19 protein-coding genes and 1 pseudogene are annotated in these 14840 nt (G+C 69.5%); 11 read left to right on the forward strand and 9 right to left on the reverse strand.

Annotation, left to right across the window (positions count from 1 at the left end; all coding sequences use genetic code 11):
• Positions 1-20 precede the first annotated feature (20 nt).
• Positions 21-1691, reverse strand: coding sequence for a fumarate hydratase (locus ABTX60_RS05195; RefSeq protein ID WP_352095692.1), 1671 nt, complete (start codon positions 1689-1691; stop codon positions 21-23).
• 165 nt (positions 1692-1856) lie between these two features.
• On the opposite strand from ABTX60_RS05195, the gene ABTX60_RS05200 reads away from it, so the two are divergent.
• Together ABTX60_RS05200 and ABTX60_RS05205 are read left to right on the forward strand one after the other, a co-directional pair.
• Positions 1857-2573 (forward strand): DUF1707 SHOCT-like domain-containing protein, encoded by a 717-nt coding sequence (locus tag ABTX60_RS05200; protein WP_352095693.1) that lies wholly within the window; start codon positions 1857-1859, stop codon positions 2571-2573.
• A gap of 114 nt (positions 2574-2687) precedes the next feature.
• Complete coding sequence (locus ABTX60_RS05205; RefSeq protein ID WP_352095694.1) at positions 2688-3065, forward strand: WhiB family transcriptional regulator; 378 nt, start codon at positions 2688-2690, stop codon at positions 3063-3065.
• A gap of 166 nt (positions 3066-3231) precedes the next feature.
• Here ABTX60_RS05205 and glpX read toward each other — a convergent pair whose 3' ends face one another.
• Positions 3232-4266 carry a class II fructose-bisphosphatase gene (gene glpX / locus ABTX60_RS05210; RefSeq protein WP_352095695.1) on the reverse strand — a complete coding sequence of 345 codons (1035 nt, stop codon included), beginning with the start codon at positions 4264-4266 and terminating at the stop codon, positions 3232-3234.
• A 127-nt stretch (positions 4267-4393) separates the two neighbouring features.
• Between glpX and ABTX60_RS05215 the strand changes: the two genes are divergently transcribed.
• Positions 4394-4918, forward strand: a complete 525-nt coding sequence (locus tag ABTX60_RS05215; RefSeq protein WP_352095696.1) for a DUF4245 domain-containing protein — start codon at positions 4394-4396, stop codon at positions 4916-4918.
• 67 nt (positions 4919-4985) lie between these two features.
• Here the strand turns inward: ABTX60_RS05215 and ABTX60_RS05220 are convergent, their stop codons facing one another.
• From ABTX60_RS05220 to ABTX60_RS05235, 4 genes and pseudogenes are all read right to left on the reverse strand, one after another.
• Positions 4986-5576, reverse strand: coding sequence for a malonic semialdehyde reductase (locus ABTX60_RS05220; protein WP_352095697.1), 591 nt, complete (start codon positions 5574-5576; stop codon positions 4986-4988).
• 120 nt (positions 5577-5696) lie between these two features.
• Positions 5697-5942 carry an exodeoxyribonuclease VII small subunit gene (locus ABTX60_RS05225; RefSeq protein ID WP_352095698.1) on the reverse strand — a complete coding sequence of 82 codons (246 nt, stop codon included), beginning with the start codon at positions 5940-5942 and terminating at the stop codon, positions 5697-5699.
• 9 nt (positions 5943-5951) lie between these two features.
• Positions 5952-7160: an exodeoxyribonuclease VII large subunit gene (gene xseA / locus ABTX60_RS05230; RefSeq protein ID WP_352095699.1), complete on the reverse strand. Its 1209-nt coding sequence runs from the start codon at positions 7158-7160 to the stop codon at positions 5952-5954.
• A gap of 102 nt (positions 7161-7262) precedes the next feature.
• Positions 7263-7458, reverse strand: a pseudogene (locus tag ABTX60_RS05235) (amino acid permease); the annotation flags it as partial.
• A 53-nt stretch (positions 7459-7511) separates the two neighbouring features.
• Here ABTX60_RS05235 and ABTX60_RS05240 point away from each other — a divergent pair.
• Positions 7512-8537 carry a 4-hydroxy-3-methylbut-2-enyl diphosphate reductase gene (locus ABTX60_RS05240; protein WP_352095700.1) on the forward strand — a complete coding sequence of 342 codons (1026 nt, stop codon included), beginning with the start codon at positions 7512-7514 and terminating at the stop codon, positions 8535-8537.
• A gap of 68 nt (positions 8538-8605) precedes the next feature.
• Positions 8606-9352 (forward strand): polyphosphate--glucose phosphotransferase, encoded by a 747-nt coding sequence (gene ppgK / locus ABTX60_RS05245; RefSeq protein ID WP_352095701.1) that lies wholly within the window; start codon positions 8606-8608, stop codon positions 9350-9352.
• 108 nt (positions 9353-9460) lie between these two features.
• Here ppgK and ABTX60_RS05250 read toward each other — a convergent pair whose 3' ends face one another.
• Positions 9461-10054: a DUF6542 domain-containing protein gene (locus ABTX60_RS05250; RefSeq protein ID WP_352095702.1), complete on the reverse strand. Its 594-nt coding sequence runs from the start codon at positions 10052-10054 to the stop codon at positions 9461-9463.
• Between the two features lie 196 nt (positions 10055-10250).
• On the opposite strand from ABTX60_RS05250, the gene ychF reads away from it, so the two are divergent.
• The 6 genes from ychF to ABTX60_RS43200 all read left to right on the forward strand — a co-directional run bounded on the left by ychF (position 10251) and on the right by ABTX60_RS43200 (position 13704).
• Positions 10251-11339, forward strand: a complete 1089-nt coding sequence (gene ychF / locus ABTX60_RS05255) for a redox-regulated ATPase YchF (RefSeq protein ID WP_030842729.1) — start codon at positions 10251-10253, stop codon at positions 11337-11339.
• Positions 11340-11670: 331 nt separating this feature from the next.
• On the forward strand, positions 11671-11862 hold the full coding sequence (locus tag ABTX60_RS05260; protein ID WP_352095703.1) for a hypothetical protein: 192 nt from the start codon (positions 11671-11673) through the stop codon (positions 11860-11862).
• A complete protein-coding gene (locus ABTX60_RS05265) occupies positions 11846-12391 on the forward strand; it encodes a DUF6879 family protein (protein ID WP_352095704.1) in 546 nt (181 codons plus the stop codon). Before ABTX60_RS05260 ends, ABTX60_RS05265 begins: the two co-directional genes overlap by 17 nt.
• Complete coding sequence (locus tag ABTX60_RS05270) at positions 12388-13218, forward strand: helix-turn-helix domain-containing protein (RefSeq protein ID WP_352095705.1); 831 nt, start codon at positions 12388-12390, stop codon at positions 13216-13218. Before ABTX60_RS05265 ends, ABTX60_RS05270 begins: the two co-directional genes overlap by 4 nt.
• Positions 13219-13279: 61 nt before the next feature.
• On the forward strand, positions 13280-13483 hold the full coding sequence (locus tag ABTX60_RS05275; RefSeq protein ID WP_352095706.1) for a hypothetical protein: 204 nt from the start codon (positions 13280-13282) through the stop codon (positions 13481-13483).
• Complete coding sequence (locus ABTX60_RS43200; protein WP_502992274.1) at positions 13483-13704, forward strand: DUF7848 domain-containing protein; 222 nt, start codon at positions 13483-13485, stop codon at positions 13702-13704. Before ABTX60_RS05275 ends, ABTX60_RS43200 begins: the two co-directional genes overlap by 1 nt.
• On the opposite strand, the gene ABTX60_RS05280 is transcribed toward ABTX60_RS43200, so the two are convergent.
• Together ABTX60_RS05280 and ABTX60_RS05285 are read right to left on the reverse strand one after the other, a co-directional pair.
• Complete coding sequence (locus ABTX60_RS05280) at positions 13658-13969, reverse strand: hypothetical protein (RefSeq protein WP_352095707.1); 312 nt, start codon at positions 13967-13969, stop codon at positions 13658-13660. The genes ABTX60_RS43200 and ABTX60_RS05280 overlap by 47 nt on opposite strands.
• A 232-nt stretch (positions 13970-14201) precedes the next feature.
• Positions 14202-14597, reverse strand: coding sequence for a hypothetical protein (locus ABTX60_RS05285; protein WP_352095708.1), 396 nt, complete (start codon positions 14595-14597; stop codon positions 14202-14204).
• Positions 14598-14840 lie beyond the last annotated feature (243 nt).

Consider the following 14840-nt stretch of genomic DNA (forward strand, 5'->3'; position numbering starts at 1 on the left):
GCGAATCATCACCGCCGTGGTCAGGCGAGTCCGGGTCCGCGTACCGGAATGGAGGTGAACGTGGGCGCGGGCGCCGGGTCCTGGAAGAAGTCGTTGCCCTTGTCGTCGACGACGATGAAGGCCGGGAAGTCCTCGACCTCGATCTTCCAGACGGCCTCCATGCCGAGCTCCTCGTACTCGACGACCTCGACCTTCTTGATGCAGTCCTGGGCGAGACGGGCGGCCGGGCCGCCGATGGAGCCGAGGTAGAAGCCGCCGTGGGCGTCGCACGCGTCGGTGACCTGCTTGCTGCGGTTGCCCTTGGCGAGCATCACCTTGGAGCCTCCCGCCGCCTGGAACTGCTCCACGTAGGAGTCCATCCGGCCGGCCGTCGTCGGGCCGAAGGAGCCCGACGCGTAACCCTCGGGCGTCTTGGCCGGACCGGCGTAGTACACCGGGTGGTCCTTCAGGTACTGCGGCATCTCCTCGCCCGCGTCAAGCCGCTCCTTGATCTTGGCGTGCGCGATGTCACGCGCCACGACCAGCGGGCCGGTCAGGGACAGACGGGTCTTCACCGGGTACTTGGTGAGCTCCGCGAGGATCGTCTCCATCGGCTGGTTCAGGTCGATCTTCACGACGTCGCCGCTCTCGTCGAGCTGCTCGTCGGTGGTCTCCGGCAGGAACCGCGCCGGGTCCGTCTCCAGCTGCTCCAGGAAGACACCCTCGGCGGTGATCTTGGCGACGGCCTGGCGGTCGGCGGAGCAGGACACCGCGATGGCCACCGGGCACGAGGCGCCGTGCCGCGGCAGGCGCACCACGCGCACGTCGTGGCAGAAGTACTTGCCGCCGAACTGCGCACCGATGCCGATCTTCTGCGTCAGCTCGAAGACCTTCTGCTCCAGCTCCTGGTCCCGGAAGCCGTGCCCGAGCTCGGAGCCCTCCGCCGGGATCTCGTCGAGGTAGTGCGCGGAGGCGTACTTCGCGGTCTTCAGCGCGTACTCGGCGGACGTACCGCCGACCACGATCGCCAGGTGGTAGGGCGGGCAGGCCGCCGTGCCCAGCGAACGGATCTTCTCCTCCAGGAACTTCATCATGGAGGACTCGTTCAGAACGGCCTTCGTCTCCTGGTACAGGAACGACTTGTTGGCCGAGCCGCCGCCCTTCGCCATGAAGAGGAACTTGTAGGCGCCGCCGTCGGCCGCGTACAGCTCGATCTGCGCGGGGAGGTTGGAGCCGGTGTTCTTCTCCTCCCACATGGTGAGCGGAGCCATCTGCGAGTAGCGCAGGTTCAGGTTCTGGTACGCGTCGTAGATGCCGCGGCTCAGGGCCTCCTCGTCGCGGCCCTGGGTCAGCACGTTCTGTCCGCGCTTGCCCATCACGATCGCCGTGCCCGTGTCCTGGCACATGGGCAGCACTCCGGCCGCCGCGATGTTCGCGTTCTTCAGCAGGTCCAGCGCCACGAACTTGTCGTTGCCCGACGCCTCGGGGTCGTCGATGATGCGGCGCAGCTGCGCGAGGTGGGCCGGGCGCAGGTAGTGCTGGATGTCGTGGATGGCCTCCTCGGCGAGCTTGCGCAGCGCCTCCGGCTCCACCTGGAGGAAGGTCCGCCCGTCCGGCCCCTCCACCGTGGAGACACCCTCGGAGGTCACCAGTCGGTAGGGCGTGGTGTCCTCCCCTTGCGGGAGCAGATCGGTGTACGCGAACTCAGGCATCTCAGCCCATTCCTCACTCGACGGACGGCGGCCCGCCTCCGTTGGCGAGCGCCAACCAGCGTAGAACCTGCCGCTGACAGCGAGCCTGTGAGGTAAGGCTCAGTTCGTCACGTCGGCCCCGAAGGGGGGCTATCGCGATCTATCGTGTTTCGGTACGCTGCTGCCGTGGACCTTCAGAAGCAGGACCTCCAGAAGCCGGATCTCCGGCAGCAGGGCGCGCCCGCCGCCTCCGAGCTCCGCGCCTCCGACGCCGAGCGCGACCGCATCGCCGACCTCCTGCACGACGCCCTGGCCGAGGGCCGCCTCACCGCGGACGAGCACGCCGAGCGCGTCGAGGGGGTGCTGCGCGCCAAGACGGTCGGCGAGCTGGAGGTCTTCGTGCGGGACCTGCCCGCTGCCCACCGCCGGAGCCCCGGCCCCGCCCACACCCCCGCCCCCTGGCGCCCCACCGCCGGTGCCATCCCGATCGACCCGGACGACAACGTGGTCGCGGTGTTCAGCGGCGCCGTCCGCAAGGGCCGCCGGCGCGCGGGCCGCCGTATCCACGCGTACGCGATCTTCGGCAGTGTCGAGATAGATCTCAGCGAGGCCCTCTTCGACCACCAGCAGGTCGTCGTCAAGTCCTTCGCGATCTTCGGCAGCGTCGACATCCGCGTCCCGGAGAACGTGTCGCTCCGCGGCATGGGCGGTGGCGTCCTCGGCAGCTTCGAGGTGGCCACGCTCGACTCGGACGACCCGGAGGCCCCCATCGTCTACGTCGACGGCTGGGCCGTCCTGGGCAGCGTCGAGGCGCGGCCGAGGCGAGGCAAGATCGTCGCGGACATCCTGGACCGGGTGCAGCGGAAGGTCGACAAGGGTTTGCGCAAGCATCTGGGGCATTGACAGCCGCGAATCCACCGAAACCGGCGGTTCGGAACTCAGTGCATAGGCGCGCGTACAGCGGGTAGGCCTTGCTGCATCGTCGCTCGCTCCCGAAGCCGTCGTCAGGAGTAGACCGTGCTGCAACCGCCGCATTCGTCCCTGCAGGTCGCTGCCGTTCCGGCCCAGCGGGTGCCGACGCGAGACAGGGACCAGGACGCCCCGTGGCACACCGAGGCCGTGTGCCGGCGCGACGAGGCCGGCCTGTTCTTCGCCCCCTCCAAGGAACCGACCGCCGCGCGGCTGTCCCGGGAGGAAGCGGCGAAGCGGGTCTGCGCCCGCTGTCCCGTGATGGTCGAGTGCCGCGAACACGCCCTGCTCCAGCCCGAGCCCTACGGCGTCTGGGGCGGCCTCACCGCCGCGGAACGCCGCGTTGTCCTGGCCCGGCGGCGCCGCCGCGAGATGGAGCTGAAGAAGACGGCCCGCCCGGCGGACCGGATAGCCGCGGCCGGCTGACGGCCGAGCAGCACGAGAAGGGCGTCCCCACCGCACCGGGGACGCCCTTTGGTTCAACCGGCCTTCTTCGGGGGCGGGCTGTATCGATATGCGGCTGCGCCGCGGGCGCGACGCCACGTACACGCCGCGGCCGCGCCGCAACCCGCGCCCCCCGGGCCGAGCGGCGCTACTTGCCCTTGTCGAAGTCGATCGCGCTGTAGGCCCGCAGCTTGCTCAGCCGGTGCTCGGAGGAGATCCGGCGGACCGTGCCCGACCGCGACCGCATCACGATCGAGTCGGTCGTCGCGGTCTCCGCCCGGTAGCGCACCCCGCGCAGCAGCTCGCCGTCCGTGATGCCGGTCGCAACGAAGAACACGTTCTCGCCGGTGACGAGGTCCTCGGTCGTCAGCACCCGGTCGAGGTCGTGCCCCGCGTCGATCGCCCGCTGACGCTCCTCGTCGTCCTTGGGCCACAGCTTGCCCTGGATCGTGCCGCCCAGGCACTTCACCGCGCAGGCCGAGATGATGCCCTCGGGCGTACCGCCGATGCCGAGCAGCAGATCGACCCCGGTGCCCTCCCGCAGCGCCAGGATCGAGCCGGCCACGTCGCCGTCGGAGATCAGCCTGATGCGGGCCCCGGTCTCCCGGATCTCCTTGATGATGCCCTCGTGCCGCGGCCGGTCCAGGATCACCACCGTCACGTCCTCCGGCGCGGACCGCTTCGCCTTGGCGACCCGGCGGATGTTCACCGACACCGGGGCGTTGATGTCGACGAAGTCGGCCGCCTCGGGCCCGGTGACCAGCTTGTCCATGTAGAAGACGGCGGACGGGTCGAACATGGACCCGCGCTCGGCGGCGGCCAGCACCGCGATCGCGTTCGTCATGCCCTTCGCGGTCAGCGTGGTGCCGTCGATCGGGTCGACGGCGATGTCGCACTCGGGCCCGGTCCCGTCGCCCACCTGCTCCCCGTTGAACAGCATCGGGGCTTCGTCCTTCTCGCCCTCGCCGATGACGACGACGCCGTTCATCGAGACGGTGGAGACGAGGGTCCGCATGGCACGCACCGCGGCGCCGTCGGCGCCGTTCTTGTCCCCCCGCCCGACCCAACGGCCCGCGGCCATCGCCGCCGCCTCGGTGACCCGGACGAGCTCCAGGGCGAGGTTGCGGTCGGGGGCCTCGGAGGGCACATCGAGTTCGGACGGCAAATGATGATGCTCGGTCATCGGAGCGCACCTTTCTGTACGGCGACGGCCGGATGAGGGTGTTGTCGCCCGACTCTATCCCCGAGTCCGCAAAATGAGCAGGGGCCCCCACGGATGAGCGCGGCAGGGACCTGCGACGATAGGGGGCGTGGCAGGCGAGAACGGCAAGCAGAAGACGGCGCGGGACATGATCCTCTCGATGGGGATCATCATCCTGGTGGCGGGCTTCGTGTACCTCTTCATCCCGCACGACGACAGCGCGCCCGACGTCAAGGCCGTCGACTACCGGGTCGAGCTGCTCACGGCACGCCGCGCCGCCTCCTACCCCGTGGCCGCTCCCGAGGGGCTGTCCGACGCATGGAAGGCCACCTCCGTCCGCTTCCGGGGCGACGAGTACGACGCCTGGCACCTCGGCTTCCACGATCCCGAGGGGGAGTACGTGGCGGTCGAGCAGTCCACTCAGCGCCGCCCCGTCTTCCTGGACGAGGCGACCCAGGGCGCTCACGAGACCGGGAAGAGCGAGAAGATCGCCGGCGAGACCTGGACCCGTTACGAGGGCGGCCGCTACGACGCGCTGGTCCTGGAGGGCACGAAGGGCTCGACGACGGTCGTGACGGGCACCGCGTCGTTCGCACAGCTGACGAAGATGGCCGAGGCGCTGCAGACGAAGTGAGCGCGCATGAGGAAGGCCCCCGGCGCAGGTGCCGGGGGCCTTCCTCGTGTGCGTCCGCGGGGGCGGCTCAGATCGTCGTGACGACCTGGTCGAACTCCAGGCGCGGGGAGCGCGGGTACCAGGCGTCCGGGCCGGGGCGGCCGATGTTGACGACCATCAGCGGGGTGTGGTCGTCGTCCAGGAACTCCTTGCGGACACCCTCGAAGTCGAAGCCGGTCATCGGGCCGGCGGCGAGACCGGCGGCGCGGACACCGACGATGAAGTACGCGGCCTGGAGGGTGGCGTTCAGCGCGGCGGCGTTCTCGCGGACCGGGCGCTCGGTGAAGAAGATGTCCTTGATCTGCGGGGCGGCCGGGAACAGGTGCGGCAGCTCCTCGTGGAACTCGTTGTCCGCGGAGAGGATCGCCACCAGCGGGGCGCTCGCCGTCTTGGGCCGGTTGCCCTCGGCCATGTGCGCCACCAGGCGCTCGCGGGCCTCGGGGGAGCGGACCAGGGTGATGCGCAGCGGGGTCTGGTTGAAGGCGGTCGGGCCGTACTTGACCAGGTCGTAGATCGCCTGCACCTGCTCGTCGGTCACCGGCTCGTCGGTGAAGGTGTTGGCGGAACGGGCCTCGCGGAACAGCAGGTCCTGGGCGGCGGGGTCAAGAACGAGGGACATGGATGCACTTTCTCGTGTCTGGTCCGGAAGATCGGCTGACGTCTTCGACCGTACGCCACTGAAGTTCAACGTTCAACTAATGTGGGGGTGTCGTGTGTCACCCGAACCGAACGGTCCCTGTTACCGCCCGTCCGCTTCCTCCGCGGCCTCCTCCGCCAGCGCCGCGTCCAGCCGCGCCCGGGCTCCGTCCAGCCAGCGCCTGCACACCTTCGCCAGCTCCTCGCCCCGCTCCCAGAGCGCGAGGGACTCCTCCAGCGTCGTACCGCCCGCCTCCAGACGCCGGACGACCTCGATCAGCTCGTCCCGCGCCTGCTCGTACCCGAGCGCCTCGCTCGTGCCCGGTGTCTCGTCAACCTCGCTGGTCATCCACCCACCCTATGTGTCCACTCGTACGGAGAACTCACCCTCGGAGACCCGCGCGCGCAGGGCCTCGCCGGCCTCCACCTCGCCCGGGTCGCGGACGGCGTGCCCGTCCGCCTTCTGCAGCACGGCGTACCCGCGCTTCAGGGTCGCGGCCGGAGAGAGGGCCACCACGCGCGCGTGCGTGTGCGCCAGCTCCGAGTCCGCCCGGTCGAGCTGGTGCCGCAGACACCGCCTGCCCCGGTCGAGCAGGTCCGCCACCTGGTCGGCCCGCCCATCGATCATCCGGTGCGGATCCTCTATCGACGGCCGTGCCAGCGCGTGCGCCAGCCCGCGCTCCTCGCGCTCCACCAGGGCGCCCACGCACCGCCGCGCCCGGTCCCGCAGCATCCGCACCCGCTCGTACTCCTCGCCGACGTCCGGCACGACCTTCTTGGCCGCGTCGGTGGGCGTCGAGGCGCGCAGGTCGGCGACCTGGTCCAGCAGGGGGTTGTCCGGTTCGTGCCCGATGGCGGACACCACCGGCGTACGGCACTGCGCGACCGTGCGGATCAGCTGCTCGTCGGAGAACGGCAGCAGGTCCTCCACGCTGCCGCCGCCCCGGGCGACGATGATCACGTCCACGTCGTCGAGCGCGTCGAGCTCCTTCACCGCCTGCACGACCTGCGGCACGGCGTGCACGCCCTGCACGGCGACGTTGCGCACCTCGAAGCGGACGGCGGGCCAGCGGTGCCGGGCGTTCTCCAGGACGTCGCGCTCGGCGGCCGAGGCCCGTCCGCAGACCAGCCCGATCAGCTGCGGCAGGAACGGCAGCGGCTTCTTGCGCTCCGGCGCGAACAGCCCCTCCCGCGCGAGGGACTTCTTCAGCTGCTCCAGCCGCGCGAGCAGTTCACCGACCCCGACGGGCCGTATTTCGGCGGCCCGCAGCGACAGCTGTCCCCGCGGGGCGTACCACTCGGGCTTCGCGAGGACGACGACCCGGGCGCCTTCGCTCACCACGTCCGCGACGGCGTCGAACACCTGCCGGTAGCAGGTGACGCCGACGGAGATGTCGTACGAGGGGTCCCGCAGCGTCAGGAACACCACACCGGCACCCGGCCGCCGCGACAACTGCGTGATCTGCCCCTCGACCCACACCGCCCCGAGCCGGTCGATCCAGCCCCCGATGAGCCGCGACACCTCGCCGACGGGCAGCGGGGCTTCCGGAGTCGTGTTCACAGCCATGCCCGCGAGGGTAGTGGGCACCGCCGACAACACGCGGTGAGGACACCGGCTCCAGCAGCGCCACGAGACACGTCCGCGCGATGAACAGCACACCCACGAACGCCACGAAGCCCACCCGGGCGGCGGTCCGCACGCCCCACTGGTTCAGCGGCGTCGTCACGACGGTCGGCGCGGTCCACACCCACCGTGACACCTCCGGGACCAGCGCGTTCATCGCCACCCCGGAGAACAGGCACGCCGCCGCGGGGATCAGGACGTAGTCGAGTATCGCCATCCAGGTCGCCACGAACCCGGCACCGCCGGGGGACGGCGCGCACACGCGATCTTCGACCCGCGGAACGCGGCCTTACGATGGGACGCATGTCTGCTTCGCCTGGCCGCCGTGTCCTGCTCGCCGCCCCCCGTGGCTACTGCGCGGGTGTGGACCGCGCCGTGATCGCCGTCGAGAAAGCCCTGGAGCAGTACGGCGCTCCGGTGTACGTCCGGCACGAGATCGTCCACAACAAGTACGTCGTGCAGACCCTGGAGAAGAAGGGCGCGATCTTCGTCGAGCAGACGGAGGAAGTGCCCCCGGGGAACATCGTCATGTTCTCCGCGCACGGCGTGGCCCCCGTCGTCCACGAGGAGGCCGAGCGCGGCAAGCTCGCCACCATCGACGCCACCTGCCCGCTGGTCACCAAGGTCCACAAGGAAGCCGTCCGCTTCGCGAACGAGGACTACGACATCCTCCTGATCGGCCACGAGGGCCACGAGGAGGTCATCGGCACCTCCGGCGAGGCCCCCGACCACATCCAGCTCGTCGACGGGCCCGGCGATGTGGCGAAGGTCGAGGTCCGCGACCCGTCCAAGGTCGTCTGGCTCTCCCAGACCACGCTGTCCGTCGACGAGACCATGGAGACCGTCGACGCCCTGAAGGACAAGTTCCCGCAGCTCATCTCCCCGCCCAGCGACGACATCTGCTACGCCACGCAGAACCGTCAGCTGGCCGTGAAGCAGATGGGCGCCGAGTCGGACCTGGTCATCGTGGTCGGCTCGCGCAACTCCTCCAACTCCAAGCGGCTCGTCGAGGTCGCCAAGATCGCGGGTGCCCGCGAGGCCTACCTCGTGGACTTCGCCGACGAGATCGACGAGGCCTGGCTGGAGGGCGTGAGCACGGTCGGCGTGACCTCGGGCGCCTCCGTCCCGGAGATCCTGGTCGAGCAGGTCCTGGAGTTCCTCTCCCGGCGCGGTTTCGAGGACGTCGAGATCGTCAAGGCGGCCGAGGAGTCCATCACGTTCTCCCTGCCCAAGGAGCTGCGCCGCGACCTGCGCGAGGAGGCCGCCGCCCTGGCCGCCGAGCGGGGCGGGGCCGGGACCGGTGAAAATTCCGGGGAGTGATCGCGGACAGGCCGGGGAGCACCGCTGTCCGGCCTGTGACCGTCAGTCGTCCGTCGTAACGTAGGGCCATGCAGATCTTCGGAGTGGACATCGGCGGATCCGGGATCAAGGGTGCGCCGGTGGACCTGGACAAGGGCGACCTGGCGCAGGAGCGCCACAAGGTCCTCACCCCCCACCCGGCCACGCCCGACTCGGTGGCCGACGGCGTCAAGCAGGTCGTCGACCACTTCGGCTGGACGGGCCCGGTCGGAGTGACCTTCCCGGGCGTGGTCACCGACGGAGCCACGATCCGCACGGCGGCCAACGTCGACGACAGCTGGATCGACACCGATGCCCGCGCGCTGCTCGGCGAGCGGCTGGGCGGGCTGCCGGTGACGGTGGTCAACGACGCGGACGCGGCAGGCGTCGCCGAGATGCACTTCGGCGCCGGCCGCGGCCGCCGGGGCACGGTGATCCTGCTGACCCTCGGCACCGGCATCGGCAGCGCGGTCTTCGCCGACGGCGTCCTCGTGCCCAACACCGAGCTGGGCCACCTGGAGCTCGACGGCCACGACGCGGAGAAGCGGGCCTCCAGCAAGGCCCGCGAGGACCACGACATGACGTGGGAGCACTGGGCGGCGCACCGCGTGCGCAAGTACCTGGCCCACGTCGAGATGCTGTTCTCGCCGGAGCTGTTCATCATCGGCGGCGGTGTCAGCCGCAAGTCCCACAAGTTCCTGCCCCACATCGAGGGCATCAAGGCCGAGATCGTCCCGGCCCAGCTGCAGAACAACGCGGGCATCGTGGGCGCGGCGATGCGGGCGGCCGGACACTAGGGCTGTCCCCGGCCGGGTGGAGTGCGGCCGGTGGTCGGCGCGGGGGTTGTGCCGGGCCGGGTGTGAGACCGGTGGTGGGCGCGGGGGCGGTTTCCGGACCGGGCGATGTCAGGTCGGCGGCCGGACTCCTGCCGCCCGCCGTCGGTGCACCAGCCGGATCCGCCGGACGATCACGATCAGCCCGGCGATCAGCGTCCCTCCGTACAGCCAGCCGGCCTGCGTGGCGAGTGCCGTCACCAGGCCCATCAGCATTCCGCCGGTCCCGCCCTCGCCGTCGGCCACCGGCAGCAGCCCCACGGTGAACGCGATGGGCAGCACGACGGGCGGGGTCATCAGGTCCCCCCGGCGCACCCAGAGGGCGCTCAGCGCGCACACCGGCAGGAACAGCACGCCGTACGCCGTCAGGGACGTTCCGAACAGCGTCGAGCAGAGCAGGCCGAGCAGGAACATCACCACCGTGCAGAACAGCCCGCTGCCCAGCCCGGTCAGCCGGGGGTTCGGGAGTCCTCCCGTGGTGGCCGCCGGTGCGGGCGCGGGCCGTCGTACCGGCGCCGGGCGGCGCTGCTGCCCGGGCGGCCGTGCCGCACGCACGGGCTCATCCCCCGCCCCCCGTCCCGACTGTGACGGCACGGGTTGCCGGGGCGGCCTGGGCCGGTCCTGTCGCGGTCCGTACCGGGGAGATCGCGTCCTGTATTGCTCCACCACACCAACTTAGGTCGTTCAATATGCCGAATGGCCCCTCAGACACACCGTCGGCCGAGCTTGGCCAAGCGTTCGATACGTCGCCGGTACGGTTCCGGACACGCCGTAGACTGGTGGATCGGCCGGTCCCCTGGCCCTCTGGCCCCGCACTCACGGGAACCGGCCCCCTGGCCCTCCACTCACGGGAAGTCGCAACGTGTCGCTCACGATCGGAATCGTCGGTCTGCCGAATGTCGGCAAGTCGACCCTGTTCAACGCCCTGACCAAGAACGACGTGCTGGCGGCCAACTACCCGTTCGCCACCATCGAGCCGAACGTCGGCGTGGTCGGCGTCCCCGACCCGCGCCTCACCAAGCTGGCCGAGATCTTCTCCTCGCAGCGGGTGCTCCCGGCCACGGTCGACTTCGTCGACATCGCCGGCATCGTGCGCGGCGCGTCGGAGGGGGAGGGCCTCGGCAACAAGTTCCTCGCGAACATCCGCGAGTCCGACGCGATCTGCCAGGTCATCCGTGCCTTCAAGGACGAGAACGTCGTGCACGTGGACGGCAAGGTCTCGCCCAAGGACGACATCGAGACGATCAACACCGAGCTGATCCTCGCGGACCTGCAGACCATCGAGAAGGTCCTGCCGCGCCTCCAGAAGGAGTCGCGCATCAAGAAGGACATCGCGCCGAAGGTCAAGGCCGTCGAGGAGGCGAAGGAGATCCTGGAGAAGGGCGACACGCTGTTCTCCGCGGGCATCGTCCAGGGCTCCGGTAACGAGGAGCTCCTGCACGACCTGCACCTGCTCACCACCAAGCCGTTCCTCTACGTCTTCAACGTCGACGAGGACGAGCTGACCGACGAGGACTTCAAGAACGAGCAGCGGGCGCTGGTCGCCCCGGCCGAGGCGATCTTCCTCAACGCCAAGCTGGAGGCGGACCTCGCCGAGCTCGACGAGGACGAGGCGCTGGAACTCCTCCAGTCCGTCGGCCAGGAGGAGCCGGGCCTTGCGACCCTCGCCCACGTCGGCTTCCGCACCCTGGGACTCCAGACGTACCTGACCGCCGGCCCCAAGGAATCCCGGGCCTGGACGATCAAGAAGGGCGCCACGGCCCCCGAGGCCGCCGGCGTCATCCACACCGACTTCCAGAAGGGCTTCATCAAGGCGGAGGTCATCTCCTTCGACGACCTGGTGGAGACGGGTTCGGTGGCGGAGGCCCGCGCGAAGGGGAAGGCGCGGATGGAGGGCAAGGAGTACGTGATGCAGGACGGGGATGTGGTGGAGTTCCGCTTCAACGTGTAGTGCCTGATTCCTTGATCGGCTGAAGTGGCTGGTCAGAGCAAGAAACCCCAGGTCAGGGGCCAGATCTTCGAATCTGGCCCCTTCCTGTTTTCTCCTGCGGATTCAGGCTGTTTCCGGGGCGTGTGCTGACTTGGTGCTGACCCTGGCAGCGGGTATCCGGGGCTCTGACCTGGGGCTCCGGCGGGGGAGGGGAGGGCAGCCGAAGGGATTGACCCGGACGAAGCGACGGCAGACCGGTTTCCCGTTCTGGAAATCCGAACCTCTTGTTGTGCAGGCCGCCGACTGGGAACGATGAACGGGACACCGGAGCACGGGAACGAGGGGGCACCGTATGAGGCTGACGAAGCTGGCTACGACCTGTGAGAACGGGGACTGTCCCACCCTGTACGCGACCGACAAGGGAACCCTGATCGTGCAGGGAGGCGTGCCGACGGGACACAGTCTCGACGTGCCGGAGGGCGAAGCCCTGGCGGAAATCCCGATGGACCTCATTCGGAAGGCAATCCGTGATCAGCGCATCTAACGACCTGGCCGCCCGGTTCTCCACCTTCCAGGAGGAGGCGTTCCGGCTGGAGACCCTCGACGACTACAGCAACTCGGGAAACCCCGCAGCCTTCCGCGCCTTCCTTGCAGGGGAGCCCAAGCCCGAGGACTACAACGCGGGCTGGTTGGAGACTGTGCGCAAGGCGACGGAGAGCGCGAAGCGCATGGTGCGCGTCCACATCCTGTCCCGCCCGCTCACGCCGTACCTCCGCTACGAGCTGGGCTGGGGCTACCAGACGAACATGACGGCGGGCGAGGAGTTCCACATCCTCGACACGACCGACCGCCCGAATCCGTTGGAAGGTGTGCCCGACTTCTGGCTCTTCGACGGGCGCGAGCCCGTCGTGCTCAACTACGACGAGAACGGGGCGTTCACCGGGCCGACCTTTGTCCCGGCACAGGGGGCGTTGCCCACGGGCGAGGAGTTCGAGTACGCGACGTATCGAAGCGTCGCCCTGGCCATGTCGGTGCCCTTCGCCGAGTGGTGGGAGAAGCACGGAGCAGCGTGAATCAGGCAGAACTGGGCGCCGCGCTGCGGGCGCTACGGCAGGCGTCCGGCAAGGAGGCCAAGGCCGTTGCCCGCAGCGCTGTCATGTCGACGGCCAAGTTGTCGAAGATCGAGAACGGCCGTGTCGCCCCGGCGGCAGCGGACGTAGAGCGCATTCTCACGGCCTTGGACGTGTCCCCGGAGATCAAGGCCGAGTACCTCGCCGTAGCCCGTGCACAGGCCACCGAGGCGACTGCATGGCGACTCTTCCGGCGCATGGGCTACCATAAGAAGCAGGAGCAGATCAGGGCGCTGGAGTCCTCGATGACGCTCCTGCGCCTCTTCCAGCCGTCCCTGGTTCCCGGTCTGCTCCAGACGCCCGAGTACATCCGGGCCGTGCTGGAGCCGAAGGGCCTCACGGACGAGCAGCTCTCCCGTACGGCTTCCGCCCGGATCGAGCGGCAACGCGTCCTGTACGACACCGGAAAAGTCCTCCACTTCGTGGTGACGGAACCCGTCCTGCGCTGGCGTCTCCTCCCGCCCGCGATGATGGCGGGCCAGCTGGATCGCATCGTGTCGGTGTCCCGCCTGCCGAACGTGGACGTGCGCGTGGTTCCCCTCGACGCGCCGCAGCGCGACGTGCCCGGTCACTCCTTCGTCATCCGGGACGACCGCGTGGTGACGGTCGAGACGACACACGCCGAGGTGGTCGTCACCGACCCACGGGACGTCTCCCTGTACGTCGAGAAATTCGACCGCTTCGTCTCCGTGTCCCTTGCCGGGGACGCAATGCGCGACCTAGTCGAGGGCATCCGGGACGCGTTCTTGCGCGAACGGGAAACGCCCTAGCTTCGGCCCCTCGGACCGGCTGACCATGGCCTTCTCGACGAGATGCGGGGAGGCGTACGAGATGCACGGAGAACCGTCGACGCTGCCGGAACCGGTGGCTTCTTCCCTACCGCCGGCACGGCCGGAACCCGTCCCGGGCTGCCGGGACTGCCTCGGCCTCGCGGTACAACGGGCCAACGCCGGGTCGGTCTGGGACTACTCCAAGGTGTCCGACATGAACGTGACCCTGCGCGCGCACCTGCGGGACGCGCACGGGGGTGGGTAATGCCCCGCGCTGTGCTGCGCTACGTCACGCACCGGATCACCCAGCACCCGGACACCGACGTGACATTCGAGGCCGAGTGCCTCCACTGCGACTGGTCAGCGACGCCTTCCGAAGACGGGGCGGCTGTGGACGTCGAGTGCATGGGACACACGGGACGCACCGGCCACGAGGGCTTCAGGCGCGTGTGTACGTCATTCGCTCTGGTGGTGCGGACGGGGTGACGGAAGAGGCGCACGCCAGGAACGGTCCGGCGGCCTTGCTCCACGACTCGCCCCTGGCAAGGGCTGCCGCCCCTTCTGTACGCAGCGATGTGACCACCGGCGCAAGGAAGTCGGCACGCCAGTGCTGCACGGTCTCCGGCTTCATGCCGCTCGCGTCGACCACAGTACCCACCCTCGCTTCGAGGACGGCTGCACCCTGCGATGCGTCGTCGCCGGTCCACTCGTCTACGTGCTGGGCTATCAGCGCCCACGTCAGCTTGATCATGGGCGGATCGTAGGGGTGGCGACGGAGAACCGGGAGAGGGCGAAGAGGGTGGGGTATGACCCCTTGGCCCTGTGCTCCAGTCCGCCGCGTCTTAGCAGCTCGGGTTCTGCCACGGTTCCAGGGTCGACGAGGGCTTCGCGCCCACGCGGTCAAGCGGGCGCATCTCCGCAGGTCAGCGGCGGCGCGAGCGTTCTGCAGGGCCTCCGCCGGCACTGCACAGGAATGAGAGGCGTCAGGCCGCAGCTTCGCCAGGGTTTTCGTCCTCGTCCTCCGAGGAGCCGCCCCGCTCGTAGCCCGACACGTCGATCTCGCGGCCGTCCTTAAGTCGCCTCTTGTGCGGGACGACGTTGTGCTTGTCGGGCGATTTCCGCTGCTCGGTCTCCTGTGTGGAGTCGGCGGCCGACTCGGCATCCTCCGCGTCTGCGGCGCCCTCGGCTTGCCCGGCGAACTCGGCTTCGTCTTCTGTCATGCCGCGCGGTGTGAGGACCCCGACCACGACAGCCATGCCTACAGTCGCCACCGCGGCTTTGGCGAGGCGGATCGTCCTGGGGTGCTTCTCGGCCCAGTCCTTTGCCTTCTCGCGGAAGGTGGTGGGCTCGCCGTCCTCGGGGGGCGTGGAGTCAGTCACGAGCACAGATCTACCGGACCCATCCCTCGCCTGTCAGGCAATCACCTGACATCGCCCGATCAGGTTTCGTGGCGCTCGTACGGCTTCGCTCTGTGGCCTGCCCGCCGGCGGCTCTGTTTGGCGTTGGCCGCGAGGTGCCTCTCCTTCCCATACAGGGCAGCTCGGCCGCTTTCTCCACTACGCTTCCCGCGTGGACTCAGCTGCCGCTTGCGTGGACTCGCATCGACGGCTGGAAACGGCCGC

This window comes from Streptomyces sp. NPDC126510, assembly GCF_040302345.1.
Taxonomy (GTDB): domain Bacteria; phylum Actinomycetota; class Actinomycetes; order Streptomycetales; family Streptomycetaceae; genus Streptomyces.

What these genes read in the sequence shown, in the direction of transcription:
- ABTX60_RS05195 (WP_352095692.1), bottom strand. Translation starts at nt 1,691, where the DNA reads ATGCCTGAGTTCGCGTACACCGATCTGCTCCCGCAAGGGGAGGACACC.
- glpX (WP_352095695.1), bottom strand. Translation starts at nt 4,266, where the DNA reads ATGACCGAGCATCATCATTTGCCGTCCGAACTCGATGTGCCCTCCGAG.
- ABTX60_RS05220 (WP_352095697.1), bottom strand. Translation starts at nt 5,576, where the DNA reads ATGTCCCTCGTTCTTGACCCCGCCGCCCAGGACCTGCTGTTCCGCGAG.
- ABTX60_RS05225 (WP_352095698.1), bottom strand. Translation starts at nt 5,942, where the DNA reads ATGACCAGCGAGGTTGACGAGACACCGGGCACGAGCGAGGCGCTCGGG.
- xseA (WP_352095699.1), bottom strand. Translation starts at nt 7,160, where the DNA reads ATGGCTGTGAACACGACTCCGGAAGCCCCGCTGCCCGTCGGCGAGGTG.
- ABTX60_RS05240 (WP_352095700.1), top strand. Translation starts at nt 7,512, where the DNA reads ATGGGACGCATGTCTGCTTCGCCTGGCCGCCGTGTCCTGCTCGCCGCC.
- ppgK (WP_352095701.1), top strand. Translation starts at nt 8,606, where the DNA reads ATGCAGATCTTCGGAGTGGACATCGGCGGATCCGGGATCAAGGGTGCG.
- ABTX60_RS05260 (WP_352095703.1), top strand. Translation starts at nt 11,671, where the DNA reads ATGAGGCTGACGAAGCTGGCTACGACCTGTGAGAACGGGGACTGTCCC.
- ABTX60_RS05275 (WP_352095706.1), top strand. Translation starts at nt 13,280, where the DNA reads ATGCACGGAGAACCGTCGACGCTGCCGGAACCGGTGGCTTCTTCCCTA.
- ABTX60_RS43200 (WP_502992274.1), top strand. Translation starts at nt 13,483, where the DNA reads ATGCCCCGCGCTGTGCTGCGCTACGTCACGCACCGGATCACCCAGCAC.
- ABTX60_RS05280 (WP_352095707.1), bottom strand. Translation starts at nt 13,969, where the DNA reads ATGATCAAGCTGACGTGGGCGCTGATAGCCCAGCACGTAGACGAGTGG.